The 20,914-nt window shown below is 50.0% G+C and carries 20 protein-coding genes and 1 pseudogene; 3 read left to right on the top strand and 18 right to left on the bottom strand.

Annotated features, from left to right (window positions below):
• Positions 1–54: 54 nt before the first annotated feature.
• The 14 genes from GT1_RS08695 to GT1_RS08630 form a co-directional block, all read right to left on the bottom strand.
• Complete coding sequence (locus tag GT1_RS08695; protein ID WP_188398379.1) at positions 55–1,278, bottom strand: radical SAM protein; 1,224 nt, start codon at positions 1,276–1,278, stop codon at positions 55–57.
• A 7-nt stretch (positions 1,279–1,285) separates the two neighbouring features.
• Positions 1,286–1,846 (bottom strand): aminoacyl-tRNA hydrolase, encoded by a 561-nt coding sequence (gene pth / locus GT1_RS08690; protein ID WP_188398378.1) that lies wholly within the window; start codon positions 1,844–1,846, stop codon positions 1,286–1,288.
• Entirely contained in the window at positions 1,847–2,665 is an 819-nt protein-coding gene (locus GT1_RS08685; RefSeq protein ID WP_188398377.1) for a polysaccharide deacetylase family protein, read from the bottom strand.
• A 17-nt stretch (positions 2,666–2,682) separates the two neighbouring features.
• Positions 2,683–3,315: a GNAT family N-acetyltransferase gene (locus tag GT1_RS08680; RefSeq protein ID WP_188398376.1), complete on the bottom strand. Its 633-nt coding sequence runs from the start codon at positions 3,313–3,315 to the stop codon at positions 2,683–2,685.
• Positions 3,316–3,379: 64 nt separating this feature from the next.
• Positions 3,380–4,324, bottom strand: a complete 945-nt coding sequence (locus tag GT1_RS08675) for a ribose-phosphate pyrophosphokinase (RefSeq protein ID WP_075755887.1) — start codon at positions 4,322–4,324, stop codon at positions 3,380–3,382.
• Between the two features lie 8 nt (positions 4,325–4,332).
• Entirely contained in the window at positions 4,333–5,700 is a 1,368-nt protein-coding gene (glmU, locus tag GT1_RS08670) for a bifunctional UDP-N-acetylglucosamine diphosphorylase/glucosamine-1-phosphate N-acetyltransferase GlmU (protein ID WP_188398375.1), read from the bottom strand.
• Positions 5,701–5,796: 96 nt separating this feature from the next.
• A complete protein-coding gene (gene ilvA / locus GT1_RS08665) occupies positions 5,797–7,017 on the bottom strand; it encodes a threonine ammonia-lyase (RefSeq protein ID WP_075752362.1) in 1,221 nt (406 codons plus the stop codon).
• A 60-nt stretch (positions 7,018–7,077) separates the two neighbouring features.
• Positions 7,078–7,962 (bottom strand): pur operon repressor, encoded by an 885-nt coding sequence (gene purR / locus GT1_RS08660; RefSeq protein WP_223226129.1) that lies wholly within the window; start codon positions 7,960–7,962, stop codon positions 7,078–7,080.
• A 127-nt stretch (positions 7,963–8,089) separates the two neighbouring features.
• The gene (locus tag GT1_RS08655; protein WP_075752358.1) at positions 8,090–8,848 is read right to left on the bottom strand and encodes an NTP transferase domain-containing protein; all 759 of its coding nucleotides are present in this window, start codon (positions 8,846–8,848) and stop codon (positions 8,090–8,092) included.
• Between the two features lie 22 nt (positions 8,849–8,870).
• The gene (locus GT1_RS08650; protein WP_075752356.1) at positions 8,871–9,554 is read right to left on the bottom strand and encodes a GntR family transcriptional regulator; all 684 of its coding nucleotides are present in this window, start codon (positions 9,552–9,554) and stop codon (positions 8,871–8,873) included.
• A 13-nt stretch (positions 9,555–9,567) separates the two neighbouring features.
• Complete coding sequence (ispE, locus tag GT1_RS08645) at positions 9,568–10,416, bottom strand: 4-(cytidine 5'-diphospho)-2-C-methyl-D-erythritol kinase (protein ID WP_188398374.1); 849 nt, start codon at positions 10,414–10,416, stop codon at positions 9,568–9,570.
• A gap of 10 nt (positions 10,417–10,426) precedes the next feature.
• Positions 10,427–10,903 (bottom strand): chemotaxis protein CheW, encoded by a 477-nt coding sequence (locus tag GT1_RS08640; protein ID WP_188398373.1) that lies wholly within the window; start codon positions 10,901–10,903, stop codon positions 10,427–10,429.
• 95 nt (positions 10,904–10,998) lie between these two features.
• Positions 10,999–13,662, bottom strand: coding sequence for a cyanophycin synthetase (cphA, locus tag GT1_RS08635; protein ID WP_188398372.1), 2,664 nt, complete (start codon positions 13,660–13,662; stop codon positions 10,999–11,001).
• A 16-nt stretch (positions 13,663–13,678) separates the two neighbouring features.
• The gene (locus GT1_RS08630; RefSeq protein WP_075752350.1) at positions 13,679–14,518 is read right to left on the bottom strand and encodes a cyanophycinase; all 840 of its coding nucleotides are present in this window, start codon (positions 14,516–14,518) and stop codon (positions 13,679–13,681) included.
• Positions 14,519–14,662: 144 nt separating this feature from the next.
• On the opposite strand from GT1_RS08630, the gene GT1_RS08625 reads away from it, so the two are divergent.
• On the top strand, positions 14,663–15,148 hold the full coding sequence (locus tag GT1_RS08625) for a L,D-transpeptidase (RefSeq protein ID WP_188398371.1): 486 nt from the start codon (positions 14,663–14,665) through the stop codon (positions 15,146–15,148).
• Here the strand turns inward: GT1_RS08625 and GT1_RS08620 are convergent.
• Positions 15,101–15,913, bottom strand: coding sequence for a HipA family kinase (locus GT1_RS08620; protein ID WP_188398370.1), 813 nt, complete (start codon positions 15,911–15,913; stop codon positions 15,101–15,103). The two genes, GT1_RS08625 and GT1_RS08620, sit on opposite strands and share 48 nt — an antisense overlap.
• Before the next feature lie 216 nt (positions 15,914–16,129).
• The gene (locus tag GT1_RS08615) at positions 16,130–17,089 is read right to left on the bottom strand and encodes an SPOCS domain-containing protein (RefSeq protein ID WP_109298158.1); all 960 of its coding nucleotides are present in this window, start codon (positions 17,087–17,089) and stop codon (positions 16,130–16,132) included.
• Between the two features lie 21 nt (positions 17,090–17,110).
• Between GT1_RS08615 and GT1_RS22735 the strand changes: the two genes are divergently transcribed.
• Positions 17,111–17,533, top strand: coding sequence for a DUF412 family protein (locus GT1_RS22735; RefSeq protein WP_373325901.1), 423 nt, complete (start codon positions 17,111–17,113; stop codon positions 17,531–17,533).
• On the opposite strand, the pseudogene GT1_RS22730 reads toward GT1_RS22735, so the two are convergent.
• A pseudogene (locus GT1_RS22730) lies at positions 17,414–17,797 on the bottom strand (DUF3794 domain-containing protein); the annotation flags it as partial. The gene GT1_RS22735 and the pseudogene GT1_RS22730 overlap by 120 nt on opposite strands.
• Positions 17,798–18,690: 893 nt before the next feature.
• On the opposite strand from GT1_RS22730, the gene GT1_RS08605 reads away from it, so the two are divergent.
• A complete protein-coding gene (locus tag GT1_RS08605; protein ID WP_188398369.1) occupies positions 18,691–18,858 on the top strand; it encodes a hypothetical protein in 168 nt (55 codons plus the stop codon).
• Positions 18,859–18,887: 29 nt separating this feature from the next.
• Here GT1_RS08605 and GT1_RS08600 read toward each other — a convergent pair whose 3' ends face one another.
• Positions 18,888–20,690, bottom strand: coding sequence for an Eco57I restriction-modification methylase domain-containing protein (locus GT1_RS08600; RefSeq protein WP_188398368.1), 1,803 nt, complete (start codon positions 20,688–20,690; stop codon positions 18,888–18,890).
• Positions 20,691–20,914: the final 224 nt, after the last annotated feature.

Genomic DNA, 20,914 nt, shown 5'->3' with positions numbered 1-20,914 from the left:
CAAAATGGTAAAACGTTTTGTGCAGTAACACAAAACGTTTTTTTGCTATAACCACTATATTGTTTCCGTAAAACTCCCCAGCTTGACAGCCGGCAAATTGTCGGTAATGGCTTGGAGGAAAGGTCTTATGCCGCCAGGCTGACCGCCTGCAGGCATGGCTGCCAAAAAGGCATCAGGATCAAAATTAAGATTGCGGAGCTGGATCATGTCTACACCGGTTTCTGCCAGAAATTCCAGCCACGCAGCCTGTTCCTCCCGGCGGTCGTTAAGCCCGGGAAACAGCAGCATATTGAGTGAGACATATACGCCCTGCCGTTTGGCGTAGGCAATGGAGCTTTTAACATCGTCAAGACTGTACTGTGTTTGATAATAAGCCTGATAGGTAGCCGGCAAAGCGCTGATAATACTTACCCGCATACTATTTAAACCGGCAGCTGCAATGGTTTTGATCCCCTGGGTGAAGCCGGCGTTGGTATTAATGTTAATCTGACCGCGTGCCGTTTTGCTCCGGATACTCGTAATACTCTCGGCAATAGCCTCAGCTGCCAGCGAGGGCTCACCTTCACACCCCTGGCCAAAACTGATAATGGGATCAGGCGCATGGGTCAGGTGGTACAAGCCAATGGCAGCGATTTCTGCCGGCTTGGGAGCAAACGTGATTCGGCTCTGCGGTGCCGGGCAGCATTCTGACGGCTGGAGCGAGATACAGCCCAGACAATTGGCGTTACAGGCCGGGGAGACTGGAATACCGGCTTCCCACCGCCGGTAAAAAAGGTTCTGCGCAGTACAGCAGTGCCAGACAAGCGAACAATTAGCCAAATGCTCTACCAGACGGTTATTGGGCAAATCCCGCTTGACCTGCGCTACCCGTTTCTTTAAGCCGGGAGTGTTATAGCGGTAAGGATGCCATTTGGTATTATCTGCTGTTTTGTGTGCGGCCACATAAATCTCATCATTAACCAGTGCGGCTGCCGTATAGCCATATAAGGGCAGCTGCGGTGCATTCGGACGGTTTGTATAAGCAGGCAGCAAGGTGCGGGTATAGCCGACAGGCAGCATAGCGGCCACCGCCAGGCGTCCCTTTAGCTTCCGGGCAGCGCCGTCTGCCATGCAGAGCGCATCCCGTCCCGGCAAAAACATCATTTGCGCCCCTTCCGGCAGCGGAATCATATCTTCCGGCCGCAAGGCCAGACAGGTTTCTCCCAGACGCCCCACCGCCGGACAACCGGGAGCATCAAATATTTCTCCGTTTTTATCCGCGTAAAGTGTTGTAATCATGATTTTGTTACCCTTTATTAAATGTATTCATGGCCTTGGAAAAGCCTTCTTTGATAATGCATTCGACAGCATCAGCGGTCTGTCCCAGAGCCTCGCTGATAACAGGTGCTTCCTCCGGTGAAAACCGTCCCAGCACATAGTTTGCTGTCTCCCAACCTTGCGGCGGACGCCCAATGCCGATTCTCACCCGGGAAAAATCGTCTTTGCCTGACTCATACAGGAGTGATTCTATCCCGCGATGTCCGCCTGAACCGCCCTTCAGTCTGAGACGCAGCCGTCCGACAGGCAAATCCAGGTCATCATAGATAACGATAATATCTTCATAGGCAACTTTATAGAAAGCAGCCAGCGGTACTATCGCACGGCCGCTTAAATTCATAAAGGTTTGCGGTTTTACTAATAAAACAGTTTCCTCGCCCCGGTATTCGGCCACCTGCGCGTTATAACGCTCACGCCAGGCGGTGACCGCCCACCGCTCTGCCAGTTTATCTACCGCCATAAAGCCGATATTGTGGCGGGTGGCGCTGTATTCCTGTCCGGGATTACCCAGACCTACAACAATTTTCATTTATTCCTCCGACATGTTGAGAATTTCATCAACCGTAACAAACCGGTAGCCCTCGGCCGCTAGCCTGTCAATAATGATCCGGGTCGCCGCTATCGTCTGGGAACGCGGCAGCTTGGCAGCAACCCCGTCACCATCATGCAGCAGGACGACTGAGCCGTTTTTTATCTTGCCTAACGTCCGCTCGGCAATTACCTCAGCTCCCGGATTGACCCAATCGCGACTGGCAACCGACCATTCGACTACCTTTAGCTTATATTCGGCCATAATGTCCATGACAACAGCATCCCGGAAGCCATGCGGCGGGCGCATGACATGGGGCGCATAACCAATAACATCGGCAATCACCTGATTGTTTTTTTCAATCTCGCTAATGATGGCTTGACGGTCGGCTTTCAGCAAATCAACATGATTATATGTATGGTTGCCTACCTGGTGTCCTTCGGCGACAATCCGCCGCAACAGCTCAGGATGTTTTGCGACATTTTGGCCGACAACAAAGAAGGTGGCCGGTACCTGCTTTTCCTTTAATAAATCAAGCAGCTGACCGGTATAGGGCGGATATGGCCCGTCATCAAAAGTAAGCGCCACCAGCTTTTGGCTTGTCCTGATTTCGGAATATACCGGCCCGTAAAAGTGATTTCTAGGCATTACGGCATTCAAGGTCAAAACAAAACCGATAATAATGCCAAGCACTGCTATACTCAGACCAAGGCGAACCGGTCGTTTGATGATGCGAAAGTAATCCAGTACCAAACCGATGGTCACTACCACGGTCAATAATCCCAGCATGCTGATTAGCCGGACATTGGTGTCAAACATAGCATACTACCCTCGTTTCAGGAAAAATCTTTGAACATGATAAGCCACGGACCCTGAGAGTCATAGGTCGTCCCGCCGGAATAATATCCCAGCTTTTCATAAACTCTGATGGCCGAATGATTGTCCGGTCTTACCTCCAGGCGCACCCTTCTCGCCTGCTGCTGGCGAAAATAGGCATCAGCCTCAGCCATAAGAGCGCTGGCAATCCCCCGCCCCCGTGCATCAGCGGCCACCGCAACGGATAAAATGCGGGCATTGGCGGCTTTGCCGGGAGTAGCGGCAGAGCGCAGAAAGGCCAGTTTATTGAGAATAATTATTTTGACCGGATGCAGGCCAAAACCATATTGGCCTGTCAGCCAGCGCCAGGCCCATATAATCAGATGTCCGCCGGTAATGGCTTTACGCCACAGGCGCTCTATGCGTACAGGGGCAAAACAATAGCCAATAAGCCGTCCGGTCTCATCCTTGGCAATCAGCGCCGCCTCCGGCTCAGCGGCATAAACCAGGCTGAAGACATCTTCCATCGCCTGCGGTTTAGGCAAGCGGCCACCGCAATGGTGCAGCACACTGCTTAAAAAGCTCTCAGTAAATAAGCGGGCAATGGCCGCAATATCAGCCGGCTGAGCCCGGGTAATCCAATAGCTGCTCATATAGATGTTTATTTACAAATAGGGCGCGATATTCGCGCCCTATTGCATTGCCTCCCTTATAGCCTTAGTTGTCAAACAACTTGCTAACCGATAGTTCGCCAAAAATACGAATAATGGCTTCCCCTAACAGCGGCGCAACCGACAATACCTTGATCTTGGGATGCAGTTTGGCTTCCGGCATGGGGATAGTATTAGTAACAATAAGTTCAGTAATATTAGATTTCGCAATACGCTCTACTGCCGGATCGCTTAAGACGGCGTGGGTACAGCAGGCATATACCGTTTTGGCACCCATTCTGGTTAAGGCATTGGCCCCTTCGGTCAGTGAACCGGCTGTATCGACAATATCATCAACAATAACAGCGGTTTTCCCTTCGACATTGCCGATAAGGTTCATCACTTCGGCAACCCCCGGAGCCGGCCGGCGTTTTTCAATAATGGCTATCGGAGCGTGCATCCTGTCGGCAAATTGCCGCGCTCTCGATACACCGCCTAAGTCCGGCGACACTACAACCAAATCTTCCAGGTTCAGGGACATGATATATTCGGCCAGCGTAGGCACACCCGGCAGGTTATCCACCGGAATATCAAAGAAACCCTGAATCTGCCCGGCATGGAGGTCCATGGTGACAACCCGGGTAGCGCCGGCTGTCGTTAAGAGGTTGGCCATAAGCTTCGCTGAAATAGGCTCACGGCCACGCGTTTTCCTATCCTGACGGGCGTAAGCATAGTAAGGAATAACTGCCGTAATATTTCTGGCCGAAGCCCGCTTAACGGCATCAATCATAATCAGTAATTCCATCATATTGTCATTTACCGGGTAGTTTGTCGGCTGAACGATGAATACATCGGTGCCGCGCACGCTCTCGTCAATCATAACCTGAATTTCGCCGTTATTAAACCGGCCGACAAAAGCATCTCCCACTGTCAAACCAAGATAAGCGGCAATCTCCTGAGCCAACACCGGATTGGCGTTGCCGCTGAATATCCGCAATCGTTTTTTATCCATTTTTTTAATTACCTCCGCTGTTTTTCCGCCCAACCCTCAATATTATTTTGACGGGCGCGTGCTACTCCCAGAGAACCGGGGGGAACATTTTTGGTAATGGTGGAGCCTGCCGCCACATAGGCACCCTGCCCAACAGTAACCGGTGCCACCAGGTTCGTATTGCAGCCAATAAAGGCGTCATCTTCAATAGTAGTGCGATGTTTGTTTTTGCCATCATAATTGACCGTGATAGTGCCTGAGCCGATATTGACGCCGGCCCCCATATCGGTGTCGCCAATATAACTGAGATGGGGAATCTTGCTGCCTTCACCGACAAGCGTATTTTTCACTTCCACAAAATTTCCGATTTTAACTCCGTCTTTTAGTTCGGTGTGCGGCCTGAGATGGACATAAGGACCGACGGTTACATGATTGCCAACCGTGCAGTCATGCGCATAAGTGAAGTGAAGAATACTGTCATCACCGACAATGGTATCGGCAAGACGGCTGCTTGGTCCGATAACGGAATTGGCACCAATCCGGCTGCAGCCCTCAATCCAGGTAAACGGATAAATAATGGTATCAGGCCCGATTTCTACCTGAGAATCAATAAAAGTGCTGTTCGGGTCCATAATGGTAACACCATTTTCCATCAGTGTTTCCAGCTTGCGCCGCCTGATTATACCTTCGGCTTCTGCCAGGTGAACCCGGGAATTAATCCCCATAGTCTCACGGTGGTCGGCAGCACTCACTGCGCATACTTTCTGCCCCTGGCCGTTTAAAATAGCAATAACATCTGTCAGATAATACTCGCCCTGAGCATTATTGCAGGTCAAACCCTCCAGCGCCTTAAGCAGCAGTTTTGCCTCAAAACAATAGATGCCGGTATTGATTTCTTTCACTGCCAGTTCGGCCGGGCCGGCATCTTTGTGCTCGACAATTTTAACAACCTGTCCGGCAGTATCCCGGATAACCCGTCCATACCCTGCCGGTTCAGGCATGATAGCCGTCAGCACGGTTGCTGCCGCCTGAGCCTGAGTATGCTCTGCATAGAGTGTGCGCAAGAGTTCTCCGGTCAGCAGCGGCGTATCGCCACACAGCACCATAACTGTGCCATTAAAACAGACAAGTTCGTTTCGGGCCTGCATAACGGCATGACCCGTTCCCAGTTGTTCAGACTGGACTGCAAATTCCGCCTGTCCCTGCAGTGCATCCACTACACTTTGCGCGCCAAAACCTACGATAACGACGTTTTTGGTTGCGCCGGCGAAGGTTGCCGCATCCAGCACATGCTGAACCATGGGTTTGCCGCCTACCTGGTGCAAAACCTTGGGCAAGGCCGATTTCATCCGTGTGCCTTTCCCGGCTGCCAGAATGACGGCCAACAGTTGTGACATCCATATACCTCCATTCACGGCCTGGTCTAACAAAAGTAAGCCAGGCCAATTGAAACCAAACAACTATAACGCTTCGACACAAACAGCTAAATTCCTTTAAATAATCTCTACCGTATACCCTTCATGGCGCAGCGAGGCCATAATATGCTCGGTATGGAGAACATCCCGGGTTTCCAGGCCAATTTCCACAACGGCCTGCCCCAAAGGCACATGCCGTTCTACCCGGTCATGGGATACATACAGTACATTAGCCTGCAGCCGGGCAATATTGCTTAAGAGACGCTGCAGGCTGCCCGGCCTGTCGACAACAACGGTCTGCAGCCGCACGCGGCGTCCGGCTTTAACTAAGCCGCGCTCGATAATGCGGGAGATAAAGTTGACGTCAACATTACCACCGGAAATAACACTGACAATTTTTCCTTTAGCCGGAATTTTATCATTCAGGACAGCGGCAAGACTGATGGCTCCCGCTCCTTCGACCATCAGTTTAGCCCGTTCCAACAGCATCAAAATGGTATTGGCAATGGCTTCGTCATCAATGACGACAATATCATCCACATATGTATCTATCAAACCAAAGGTTACATCTCCCGGAATCTTTACCGCAATACCGTCAGCAAACGTTTCGGCATCTTTGGTGGTCTTGATGGCATGCGCCTTTTTCGACATATACATAGCCGGCGCACCTTGCGCCTGTACGCCATATACCTTTACGTGAGGCGCCATTTCTTTTACCGCCACAGCGATACCGGCAATCATGCCGCCGCCGCCGACAGGCACGACAACGGCGTCAACATCTTCCAGGTCCTGCAGGATTTCAAGGCCGATAGTCCCCTGTCCGGCAATAACCGCCGGATCGTTGAAGGCATGAATGAAAGTCTGACCATTTTCGGCCTGCAATTCAACCGCCCGGCTGTAAGCTTCATCATAAACTCCTCCGGCCAGTACAACTTCGGCCCCATACCCCCGGGTAGCCGTAATTTTGGCTAAAGGCGCAATCTCAGGCATAACAATAGTAGCCTTAATCCCTGCCCGCTTGGCACCATAGGCAACGCCCTGGGCATGGTTGCCGGCCGAGGCGGCAATGACCCCCCGCGCCTTTTCCGCCGGCGTTAAGTTGTTAATTTTATTATAAGCACCCCGGATTTTAAACGACCCGGTCTTTTGCAAATTTTCCAGTTTTAAAAAAATTTCATTGCCAGTCAGTTCACTAAAGGTATTGCTTCTGTCAAGGGTAGTGTGGTGAATAACACCGGCTAACGCCTCCCGGGCTTTCTCAATGTCAGTCAGTGTTACCTTGTTTCTGTTTTCGGACACACGTTCTTCCTCCTTATTGAAATACTGATGAGCCTCAAGCAGCAGGAGGCTTCACCAATATTAACCGGTTGTTAGCACCGGTCTGATATCTGTTACTTTAGTATGTTCATCAATATCATGTAAAATAAGCAGCGCCAGGTAGTCCTCCACCAATTTGTGTTCAGGCTCGGCAGTGGCGACCAGCACACCAATGCCTGTCACTTCAGCCCCCACTTCCTGCGCCAGGTCAACCATGCCCTTGGCAGTGCCGCCGGCCTTCATAAAATCATCAATAACCAGCACTCTGGCACCGGCCGGCAACGCCCGCTTAGGCAGCGACATGGTTTGAATCCGTTTGGATGAACCGGTTACATAGTTAATGCTGACCGACGAGCCTTCCGTCACCCTGCTGCCGCGCCTGACAGTAATAAGCGGCAAATCAAAGGCACGGGCCACCATAAAAGCAAGCGGAATTCCCTTGGTTTCCACCGTTAAGATATAATCAGGAGACAAGTGAGCCAACCGTTCCATGAATATTTCTCCCGCTTTGACCATGAGATGCGGCGTAAACAACAAGTCTGACATATATAAAAATCCACCGGGAATAATCCGGTCAGGTTCAGCCAGCCGGCAGGCCAGCTCATGCAACAGCTTGTCAGCCTCATCTGCCGGCACAGTAGGAACAAACCGGACGCCACCGGCGGCTCCGGCTACCGTCTCAACCGTACCTAAGCCAAAATGCCCCATAGTTTCTTTGATGGTAGTAATATCTTCACAGATGGTGGATTTAGCAAAGCCAAATAGCTCGCTAAAATAACTGAGTGAAAATAAATGCTGCGGTCTGTCTGCCAGAATCTTGGTCAAAGCAGCTACCCGTTCCATTTTCCGTACTTTTTCCATACTAATATCCTCCACAGTCAAGGAAATACCGAATATTTTCTCCTGAATATATTTTTTTATTCCCATTCTCTATAGAGAGTGCAATTCCTGCCATAGACGAAAATTTTGTAACAGGTAAGAAGGCCGCCCGCGCCGGGCCTTGATTAGCACACAAACTGTCAGGAAAATAAAAAACGCGGAATATCCGCGTTTCTCAGCAGCCTTGGGAAAAGCAATTCCTGACTAACTCTAAGTCACTAGGCTTATCTACATCAATTCCCAGTTCTGCATACTGTGATCTGATAACGGCGCCTTGGATTCCCAAAATTTCACCGGCACGTTTTTCAACCTGATTAAGCTTCAGTATCCCTAAAACAAACTTCACAACAAAAGTCCAGCCTAACTGGCAGCACAATTTAAACGGATTTTTCCGGTTGGCGAAAATACGCTCGGCAACCTCCATACAATGGGGAACAATCCGGGGATTAACGAGAAAAATATTGCCGCCGGTAAATGTCCCTTCCCGCAGGCGCGCATAGGTTCGCTGATTTCCAGGAAAACGGCGTTCATGATCACTGCGGGCAACGATGGGATAATACAGATCGGCTTGTACACCGGCACACTGGGCTAAGAAATCCTCAATGGCTGCCGGCGTGATGAGTGGAATATCAGCAGTCACAACTAACGTCAGGCGTTCATGTTCTAATGCCTTCATTCCCAAGCTAATCGTATCCATGATTGTACGACCGCCAGCCACAATAACCGTCTGTTCAGGAAACGAACATTTGGCTAATTCCTCTGGCGGGCCGGCGACAAAAATCCGGGAAATCTGTGGACAGGCCGCAAGTGCCCTGGCGACGAATTCCACCATCGGTTTACCGGAAATGTCAATCATGGCTTCATACGGCTGAGAGGTATAGTGGACTAACGGCTCATTGTTTTCGCCACCAGCCAGGATTATGGCATCGTACATTCATTTACACTCCTTTGAGAGGTTACGCGCGACGACGTTCGTTCAAATCTTGCAGCAAGGTTTGTTCAGAATTTTCCATGTGTTCACGGGCAATTTGCTGAGCCAGGTCGGTATTGCGGCTGGCAATAGCCTCCACCAAACGCCGGTGTTCATCCACTGTATTCTGGATACGTCCCGGATATTGCATAGAAATCGAACGGAAACGGGTAATTTGTTCTCTAAGATTATTAATAATACCTACCAAACGGTCGTTACGGCTGGCTCTGTACAAAAGGTCGTGAAACTGGCCATCGGCTTCAACGATTTTATCGGCATCACCTTGCACACTTAAATCGCCGATTTCCACCAGCAGCCGCTCCATCTGTTCCAGTTCCTCCTCGGTGATCCGCTCTACAGCCAGCCCGGCGGCCAGTACATCAAGCGCGGTACGTATCTCAAACACTTCGTTAATATCTTTTATCGTTAAGTCAGCCACATACGTGCCGCGCCGGGGAATCATAACCACAAACCCCTCTAACTCCAGTTTGCGAATGGCTTCCCGGACCGGCGTCCGGCTGACACCCAATTCTTCGGCCAGTTGAATTTCCATCAACCGTTCGCCAGGCTCCAATATGCCGGTGGCGATAGCCTCACGCAATGTTTCAGCCACTACTTCCCTGAGCGGTTTATAACTGTCTAATTTAATAGGTACTAATCGCCTCTCCACTTTCATTCCACCTTTAAACTGTTTCTGCCACAAATACCTCAGGCACCCCTTCATCCCTCAGGCGCCCGGCAATAGCCTCCGCCTGATCCCGGCAGCCGACAATGCCAAATACCGTCGGACCACTGCCGGACATAAGAGCCGCCATAGCCCCGTAAGCAAGCATATGGTCTTTAATCCGGGCAATTTCGGGATATGCCGGGATGGTTACACTTTCCAGCACATTGGCCACATTAGCGGTCACCCCGGCAAGATTACCTTCGGCAAGATACCTGCTCATAGCCGCAATGTCCGGCCTGCGACCAGCCTGTTCTACTTTAAACTGCCGGTACACCCAGGCAGTAGGCACTTCAATAGCCGGTTTCGCCAGCACAACATAACAAGCTGGCAGCGCCGGCAACGGTGCTAATAGCTCGCCGCGTCCGGTAGCCAGCTTTGTACCATTATATAAGCAAAAAGGCACATCAGACCCGAGCTTTGCCGCTAGCTTGCCAAGCTCGTCAAGACTGAGATCGAGCCCCCATAATTCATTAAGCCCTTTCAGCACGGCAGCCGCATCGGCACTGCCGCCGGCCAAACCCGCAGCCAGCGGAATCTGCTTGTCCAGTTCAATATGGACGCCCTGTCCGGGCTCAGCATATTCCTGCAGCAAAGCGGCGGCCCTATATGCCAGATTACTGGCATCTCCCGGCAAGCCAGGGATATTGACATTGAGCGTAATATTCCCGGTCTGACTGGTCAACGTGACTGTATCGGCAAGATTGACGGCCTGCATAATCATCGCCACTTCATGATAACCATCCGGCCGTTTATAAAGGACATCCAATGCCAAATTAATTTTGGCGTAAGCCTGCACTGTTAGCATACCCAAAACCTTATCCATTAAGCTGCTTTAACACAATGGTTTCTTGCGAAGTCAATATTTGGTCAATTTCCAGCAAAATAAGAAGACGCTCCTCCAGCTTGCCAACCCCTTGAATATATTTGGCGTCAAGGATAAATGAAGGGGGAGGGGGTTCTACATTAGCTGCCGGCATGCTCACTACTTCGGCAACAGCATCAACAATAACGCCAACAGTCTGTCCATTTACTTCCACAATAATAATCCGGCTATCATCGTTATAGTCGGATACCTCAAGCCCAAAGCGTTTCCTCAAATCCACTACCGGGATAATCCGTCCGCGTAAGTTAATAATTCCTTCCATAAATACCGGCGTTTGCGGTAATTTCGTGATAGGAACCAGACGGTTTATTTCTTGCACTTTGGTAATTGGCAAACCATATTCCTCTTTTGCTAAGCGAAAAATTACCAGCTGCAATTCCTGTTCGGCTGTTACATGATTTGTTTCCATCCGGAACACCTCCACAGACAATATATACTACTATATTCTACCTGTTCCGGTTTTTGCCTGCAACCAGCCTTTTTGTTTTTACATTTTTTTCTTAATTATCCTTCCACACTTATACCGGCAACCACCAGTTCCTCACACTTAGCGGTCAGCCTGCCGGCTGTTGGTGTCTCGCGAAACTTGGCGACGGTTTGGATAACACTGTCATAGTCTTCGTAAAACACTGCAATCAAATCCCCGGCCTCACCTTCAGCCAAAGCGGCAGTTACCGCTGCCACTTCATCGGCAATAATGGTTATCCGCTCCGGTGCAAGGCCTGCTTCCAGCAAACCGCGCCGGACTAACGCGGCCGTTTCGCCAGGCTTCCGGCCGCGCAAGTCCTTATCTTCCTTGATAAAAACAGTGTCAAAACCCTTCCCGGCCATCCGCCCCAGACTGATAATCACGTCATCCCGCCGATCACCCGGCGCGGCAATGACACCGATCAGCCGCCGGGCATTCAGCCGGCAGAGCGTATTTACCAGCGCCCGGCAACCGGCAGGGTTGTGTGCATAATCAACACAAACCTTACAATCTCCAACATCCATAAGCATCAGCCGGCCAGGATTTTCACAGAAGCTCCGCAAGCTGCTGCTAATCTCAGCCAGCGAAAGTCCTTGTGCCCTGCAGGCAGCCACGGCAATTACCGCATTTTGAATATTGTGATGGGCAAGGCCGCCAAGCGTGAGCGGGACATCCACGACAGCAATGACCGCCTGCTCCCGGTTGCCGTCAGCCAAGTAAATCCTGCCATTTTTGACAAAACACGCTTTGCCGCCTTCCCCTAAATGCCGTCGGACAATAATATTGTCCGACTGGGTGCTAAAATAAATAATCTCCGCCTTTGCCCGTGATTTGAGCGCCGCCACCCGGCAGTCATCGGCATTTAGCAGCACTGCGCCCTCCGGGCGTACTGTTTCAATTACCAGTGATTTTATATAAGCCAAATCCTCCAGGTCTTCAATACCGTCCTGGCCGATATGGTCTTCGGTAATATTGGTAATTATGCCGATATCGGCATAATCGTACCCCAGGCCTCCTCTGATAATACCGCCGCGTGCCACCTCCAGCACGGCCACCTGGACAGCAGGATCGGCTAATACCATGGCCGCACTCGCAGGGCCGCTGGTATCGCCCCGCAAAATACAGTTTTCATCGACATAGATGCCGTCAGAACTGGTCATACCGGTTTTGTAGCCTGCCTGCCGGAAAGTATGGGCAATCAGTCTGGTTACCGTTGTTTTTCCATTAGTCCCGGTAATAGCTATAATGGGTATCCGTCCGTCGGCACCGGCGGGAAACAGATAGTCGACAATGGCCGCACCCACATCACGGGCCATTCCCTGGCTTGGATACAGATGCATACGGAGACCGGGCGCAGCATTGATTTCGATGATGGCCCCATTGCCGCCGGACAGCGGCTCGGAAATGTCGGGAACAACAAGATCAACACCGGCTATATCCAGCCCTATGAGCCGCACCGCCCGCTCCACCTGCCGCACCGTCTCCGGGTGAATACAATCCGTAACATCGGCAGCAGTTGCCCCTGTGCTTAGATTCGCGTTATCACGGATATAGACAACACGCCCGGCATCAGGTACAGAAGCCGCTGTCAGGTGTTGCCTTGCTAAGGTGAGAATAGCCGCAGCATCCAGTTCCAGCCTGGTCAGCGGCCGGCTATGGCCAAAGCCGCGGGCCGGATCTAAGTTAACCACATCGATAAGCTCAGCAATGGTATGCTGTCCGTCACCCACAACATGGGCCGGTATACGCTCGGCGCCTGCAACCAGTTTACCATTGATAACACATAACCGGTACTGGCGGCCGGTTATATATTCCTCCACCAATATCCGTTCATCATATTCCGCAGCCAGCCTATAGGCGCGTTTCAACGCAGCGCTGGTAACAATCTGCAAGGTAACCCCCTTGCCATGATTACCACCGACCGGCTTAATAACAACCGGTGTGCCCATAGCAGCAAACGCAGCCAGCGCTTCCTCCAGGCTTAAGGCCAGACAGCCTCGCGGCACCGGAACGGCATGCTGCCGGAGCAAGGTATTGGTAAGAAATTTATCTCCGGCCAAATCAACAGCCACCGAGCTGGTCTTGCTGCTGACAGTGGCCCAAGCCCGCTCCTGCCGGCAGCCATAGCCGAGAATAAGCAAATTAGTCTCAGCCTCCGGACGCAAAACAGGAATACCGCGCCGCCGCGCCGCATCATAAATGGCCTGGGTACTTGGCCCAAGCTTAGCCTCTTCACCTACTTTTCTCAGCGAAGCAACCAATGCCTCCACATCAAAAGCCTGTCCGGCAAGCACTGCTGTAAGCAGCCGGTATGCACCCTCGGCGACGGCCAGCCCGACCTGCCCCGATTTGCAGCCAAACACAATATTATAGACGCCCTGGCGCCCGGAGCCCCGGGTCTTGCCAAAGCCGGAGGCATATTCCTCACCTGCCAGCGACTGGATCTCCAGTGCCACATGTTCAAAAATATGCGCTAAGTAAGTGCCTTCCCGCAAACGCTCAGCAAAACCTCCCGGATAGCCCCGCGAACAGGAATGCTGGCACAAGCCTGGCAGCAATGCCAATAAACGGCCAACAAAACCTGTAATCGCATTGCTGGCAATATTTTCATAGATGCCAATATCAAGAATTGCTTTAATAACCGGACGATAACTATAAAGGTTAGGTCCGACAATAAAGCGGGCAGATAATAACTGCATGATAAATCCCCCTAAGTTAATTGCTGGAATCAAGCTGTATCGGCAGCCTTGTGGTTAAATCAAAACCATAGCCTGCAGGCAATATGTGCAGTAAAACATTGGAAATAGCCACAGGTTGATCCCGGTTAGACTCGGAAATATTGGAGTAAATAATATTTTTGCCATCAATTATGGTCACTGTTTGTGAGCCGATTACCCGGCAAAGCCGGTCAGGCCCTACAACCAGAGCGGTATCTTCGTCAATGCCAATTCCCAAAACATGCGGATTTTGCGCTACAGCCGCCAGCAAGCGGTTAATGCGCCCGCGCTGGGCAAAGTGCTGATCCACTACCCCTTCACTTAAAAAACCCATACCATGAGCCATGCTTAGTGAAGATTTTTTCGGAGTATCGTTGGAATTACCGCCAACGATCATAGTCTCACTCATTACGGCCGCACCGGCACTTGTCCCGGCAATAACCGCCCCCTGTCTAAAGGCAGCACGAAGAGCGGCGTCTACTGCCGACCCACCTAAAATACTGGTTAGCCGCAGTTGGTCACCGCCTGTAAAAAATATGCCGGTGGCACTTTTGATACTTTCAGCCTGTTCTCTCTGATTTGCCGTTTCCCTGTTGGCAACAGCCATACTGGTAACCGAGACGGCACCCAGGGAAGAAAATAGTTCTTTATACTCATTGCCCACGGCCCGCGGTTCATCAGTTGCGGTGGCAATGATCACAATACGGCTGTCCCGCCCACCGGCCATATCGATAAAGTGCTGCAAAATCAAACACTTGCCTGTTTTATCTTCATGACCGCCGATAATCAGCAGACTACCTGCCGGACTGTTGTTATTCGACTCTGCTTGTTCACTCATATAGTCATAATTCTCCCGTTTTTACCTTTACTCCTATTTTTACCAAAATTGCCTATCCTTTATACAAAATATTGCACTAACCAAATATGCGGCCTCTGAATATAATGTAGCAAGAATTTGGGAGAAAACGGAGGTCTGAAATATATGAATGTCAGAATGATCTATTTGCCCCAATCGCTAAGCAGAATTAAACTTGCCGAAAGCCAGGATTACATTACTTACTGCCAAAATCAGCCTGCCAGCATTACCGATGTAACACCCGCTCCCCGTACAGACAGAGCCAAGCACCTAATCCCCAGGGCTAATATTCTTATAGTGAGATCACAGCGCCAGCTTACTTTGTTTGACGGCAACAGTCCTTTCCGGCAATACCCTGTAGCTATCGGCAAGCCTGCGACCCCCACACCGCTTGGCAATTATGCCATTGCCACTAAAATCACGAACCCGGGCGGCGTGCTGGGAACCCGCTGGATGGGCCTTAATTATGATGCCTACGGTGTTCATGGAACTAACGCTCCCTGGCTGATTGGCAAAATGGTCTCCAACGGCTGTGTCCGGATGCACAATTCTCATGTAGAGGAACTATTTACCCTGGTAAATATCGGTACCCCTATTTATATCAGGGATTAAATCCACTAGCCGCCCAGTCACCCAGCCGACCTTTTCACACCGGGCGGTAATAAACTCAAGCAATGCTTGCCGTTCCACTTTATCCGGCAGCCACTCCTCCGGAATACTCTCGACAAACTGCGCCAATTCTCCTGGCGAAATCTCCTTGATGGCTTGAGTGTATGCATAAAAGTCCTTTGGTCTAAGATAGTACTTTAACAGCACCCCGTAAGACCGGCGGCGATTGAGGGTTATACCGTCAGTCATCCCCCGGAGCATTTCAATATTCCACTTGCCCCGGCGGAACAAGTGGGAATTATCAATGGCATACAGCTTATACCCGGCCTGTTCTTTCCGGATTAACAGATTTTTGCGATTTTCTGTCCGATCAGGATTATGAAACAAGTGGTCAAACAGCATGACTCCGGCCATTTGTTCTTTATTTATAGCCCGGTGCAAAGTATATTTGCTTACATACCCGACTCCCTTTAGATACTCACAGCCGAAATGCCGGCCTGCCTGCACACCTGCCGTTACCAGGCGCCTGCTTTTATTAAGAACGTCAGCAGAAATATCAATCATTCCTCCTGCCGGAAAACACAGCTTGAGCCATCGTCCAAACTGAGCAGCCAACAGCTCATTTACCAGTACTTTGGAGCCAAGCCGGTTAGCCGAGAGTTTAACCACACAAATCTTGCTTTCACCATCAATGGTCTCGGCCCGGAACAGTTGGGGCGAAGTAGCTCCCAGCCCAACCGGGCCAAGATATTTTATTGCCCGAAACATCCATCCAACTCCTCTCTGATTACAGGAATAAGAAAACAAGGCCCAGGGATTTGGTTCATCCCTGGGCCATTATTTTAGTTTGTGACCTGAGCCTCCCTACCCGCCCCGGATAAGCAGGAGTTAAACAGCAGCTTATCCGTCCGGGCAAGGGCGACTAAACTTCAGCTGAGGGTACTCCTCCTCTGAAGCTAAGTCTGCTTTATCAACCTGTCAGAATTAAAAAGAATTGCCGGTTACAAGCCAGCTGGCAATCCAGCCGGTAGTATTACCATCAGGCAGCACCACTCTGTACCAGCCAAAAGCCTGCTCTTTAACGGTTAACATTGCTCCCCGGTTTACTTTAGCCACAATCGGGAAATTGGTGCCGGGACCTGTTCTAATATTGACGGTGTTGCCTGTAACCGTCACAGTACCACTGGCCGTTGTTGGTGTTCCGGCGGTTGGCGTCATAGGTCCTGTTACAATCACATTCTGTTCACCAAAGCCTTCTATGTGGCCGCCGCCAGTCTCGGAAGCCGACACACTCTCGTCAGAAAACTGGCTGGCACTGACTTTGTCTGAGCTGGAGGTGCTGGCGGTATTGCTTTCGAACACACCGATTTCATCAACAGGACTTAAAGCAAATACATCCATCTCAGTGGTAGTAACCACCCGGGTCCATATTTTAAGTACAATAGTGATATGCACTTTGCGCCGGTCATGATGGCAGTGGAAGTCATAGTCCACAAATTCTACCGTAACATCGGCCGTAGCCTTCATATCCGGCTCGGCGCCCGCTACTTCAATATCCCGGGTAAACCGGATATGTCTTTTTTCAAAAGCATGGACCGGCTGATCCGGCAGGTCGGCTACATACATTACTTTTACTTCCAGTTCACCGCGTACGACTACCTTATCCGGGATTACATCAATTTTGGTAATTTCCACCTCTTTAACATACACGTCAACCACTTGTTCAATATCAGGCTTTTGCGCCGGAACAAACATATCCAGTTCAACCACACGCTGCGCCATCTCGGCACCCAGGACTTGCTCAACCTCTATGGTTTCCAGACTTGGTTCAGGGCAGCCGCATAATAATTCGGCACTTTCCGTAGTTGTCACGCCAGCAACTTTTTTTGTGTTGCTCGACAAGGTGTCTGTCGAGGCTGAAGCAACTCTTGTGTTGTCGTCCATTATTCCCCCCCCTTTTTAGCAATCCCTAACCTCTTATCCTTTAGGCTTGGTAGGCAATGTTCCTGTTCCGATATTTACTTCCCGGTCGGTCATAACCTTGGCGGTTACTTTAAGAATTACCGATACATCAAACTCCCGGCAATTGCGGTGGTGGTGATGCCCGTGATGATGATCATCGCAATCATCATGGTCATGGTCGTGACAACCGTGGTCGTGGTCATGGTCGTGGCAATCATCGTCATCGTCGTCATCGTCATCATCGCAGTCAATGGGATCGAAATTTTTGTACTTATATGCACGGTGGTGATCATCCACATCATAGTCGACAAATTCTACTACTACGCTGGCTTCTGCGTCCATACCCCTGCGGGCGCCGGGAATATCAATGTCAAGCGTCCATTTATAATGCTTAATTTCTACCGCGTGTACAGGCTGGTCAGGTAAGGCGGCTACATAAATGGCCTTTATTTCAAATTCACCGCGAACAATAACCTTGTCGGTAATAACGTCGACACTGTTAACTTCCACTTCTTTCACAAACACATCGACAATTTGCTCAATAGCCGGTTTTCTTTCAGGAACGACCACATGAATATCTAAGGCTTTCTGTTTTTCCTTTTCTCCAATGATTTGCCGTACAATAATAGTGCCTGTTTGCACACCTAGGGTACACGCATCATTAATGGCTCTATCGGCTCTATCGTCCATGCAGATTCCCCCCTTTGTATATTCTAGTTATATATATGCCTGCTCTAATTTTTATGTGACAAAAAATCAAAAAATGGCAGATGACAACAACCCTCCCCCAAACTTTTCCCGGCACAGGCAAACCATAAAGCAGACTTAGCTTCAGGTAGGGTTTTAACCCCATCTGAAGCTGAGTCGCCCTTATCCAGGGACTTAGTCGCTCGCCTGTGCCCGTAGGGATATACTCCCATCTGGAGAGGCGGGAGTCTTAGAGCGGAGTTAGTCATCGGATAAAGCTGCAGCCAGGATGGACCGCGGCAAAACAGCACCGCAAAATAGGATTTAAAAAACAACATAACATTTTTCGGGTATTCTTCATAGTATATAGCAGATGCGCTTTCCCTTTGCGGGCGGACATCAATCATCTAAAATTAAGGAGGTAACGCATTTAATGAAGTCTTATAAGAAAAATCCTTATTGGAAGTGCGATGACGATTATCCTAAATACGGCTGTAGTGATAAACCAGACATGGACGACTGCGCAGACATGGATATGTCCTGTTGTGTTCCACCAAAAATGAAATGCCAGCCAGTAAAAGAGTGTGTAAAAACTTTTAAATGCTACTATAAACTATACAGAATTTGTACCTACCGGTTATGCAAAATCTGCCCTTCCTGCGGCCACGAGTTCGACTATCACCAACACCGCGGTGCCTGCCCTAAATGCATGTAGTAAAAAGCAAAAACCCGCGCAATATAGCGCGGGTTTTTGCTTTTCACTCAATATAAAAGACCGGCTTCACGGTAACCAGAGCTGGTATAATCGCCAGGTCAATGAAAAAACAACATGTTTAGAAATTTGCCACGCGCTAAAACTATAATTTAGGGAACACTATTGTCAGGAGGTGATTTATATGAGCAATATTTATGACAATAACCTTAAATCAAAACATGGCCCCCATGGTCAAACGCAAAGCCATCAGGGTCCGTACGGCGGCAAAGAAACCGACAGCTTATCCAACGCAAACGCGGCTAAAGTTCTACCTCCCACCAACGATAGTAAAGCGCGCCCCAAACAATAGCGATAGTTACCGTAAACCAAAGAGGCCGTCTACCACTGACGGCCTCTTGGTTTTTTCAGTTCTTTATACCTTTCCCAATAGGAATCGGTATGCTGTTCAATATATAAAACATCATCAGCCGATAACCCGTATATATGGTATACAACCTGATTCATCTCATGATAAACGGCAGTAAAATCAGACAACCAGGTGGTGTTATCCTGCTGGCGCTGCAGCGAACACAGCCGGCTAACCAGCTGTGCCAGCGTTCTCCCCAGCCCGGCCAGCAGGCCGGCACGCTCCCGGTCAATGCAGAGCGGCAGTTTTTCTACTGTCTCAATATCGACCTGGGCCATAGACCGCCCTTTTTCTAAAGTCACAATATGATAATAAAAATTCATTAACCTGGAATTGAGAATACATGACAGGTAGTCCAAACAGATGCCCGGGTCCAGCACTGTCAGTGAATGAATATTGTTCAAATGGTATAAACCCGAGTTATCCACAGCAGCAATCAGGCTGTCGCCGGTCTGCCGGAGGAAAATCTTCGGCCCGGCTATCACCGCGGCATCCCAACCGCCTTTATTAAGCTTGGCGGGAGTAACATCAAGCCAGTCCCCCTGATAAACAATGCCAAACGGCAATACCTGTGAAGATGATATTACCCCCTGCTTCCAGGAGTCACCCTGCCTGTTTTTACTCTTAATTGCCGCCTGAACCGTCAAGGAGCGCATACCTGTCCTGATTTTGGTCAAATCACCGAAGCGGTTTGGCGCTTGCTCGATGGTATCAATAATGCCTTTATCTTTTGCGTTAAAAAACAGCCGGAACCGATTGTACGCCTGATGGTCAAAATAATTCTGGGAATATTGATGTGTCACGGTTACCTTGCCTGAATCGTTTAACTTGTTAACCGCAAGCACATCAGAATGTGCCTGCTGCCGCCTGGCCCCCTTAGACAAGACAGTAATAACCGGAATACCCACCTGAACACCGCTGAACACCTTGCTGCCGGCCAGTGTCAATTCATGTATTCTGCAAGTATCCAGTATATATTGCCGTATTTTTGAATAATAGCGGCCCAAAAGATAACTGTCCGGGGTAATAAACCCCAGATACCCTCCAGGGTTTAACGCTAAGATACTTCGTTCCAGAAACAACGCGTAATAGCTTAATTTGTACTGGGCCGAACGGGGATAATTAGCTCGCAGGTAATCGGACTGAACAACCGTCATTTTACCTACCCGGTTTAACCCGAAACTTACATATGGAGGATTGCCAACAATGAAATCATAGCCACAAGACCAAAAATCAGCCAACCGGCGCTGCTGCCCGGCATCCATAGGAATATCTGCCGGAATCTTATTGCTGTCTTCCCATTTAATCAGGCTGTCTCCTAGCAGCAGATTGGGTACCGGCCGGTATAAAGGCCGCTCCCGGCACTTGTCCAACAACCGGCCGTGCGCAATAGCTATGGCCTGCGCGTCAATATCGGCCCCGTATAAGCAATGCCTGACAAGGTGGTAATGCAGGTTTTCCCGGCACCAGTAGGCCGCCCCGTCAATAGCGACCTCGGTCTGACCGTCATGGATCATATACTTCCGGTCAGCATAATATTGCCGCAGCAGCGGCAGCATTTCGCCAAATTTATGCAGCAGCAAATCATAGGCAGCAATCAAAAAATTGCCTGTGCCGCAAGCCGGATCAAGCACCTTAGGCACCGGATTGGTTACAACATCATGGTTTGCCAGCGTCTGCTGCAAAATATAATCTACAATATACTCAGGTGTATAGAATACTCCGGCAGCCTTGCGGGCCGCCCGGCGGGCGCGACGTTCAGCTTGCGTTGACACCTCAGTTACCTCCGAGTATGAAGTATGCGAATCCCTCTACTGTGTATTTCGCCAAATAGTAATTATTCCCTATCAAAATTCTTCCTTTATATAAGAAAAACCGCCGACACGGCCCTCGCCATAGACCAAAAGAAAACGCCCTATGCCTGGAGTTCCCCCTGTCAAGTAGACAACGATAAAAAAACAACTATGCAGCCATCTTTTCCCGGTACTGTATCGGGGAA

Source organism: Sporomusa sp. GT1 (assembly GCF_014634905.1).
Taxonomy (GTDB): domain Bacteria; phylum Bacillota; class Negativicutes; order Sporomusales; family Sporomusaceae; genus Sporomusa; species Sporomusa sphaeroides.
This window is presented reverse-complemented; position numbering and strand designations above follow the sequence as displayed.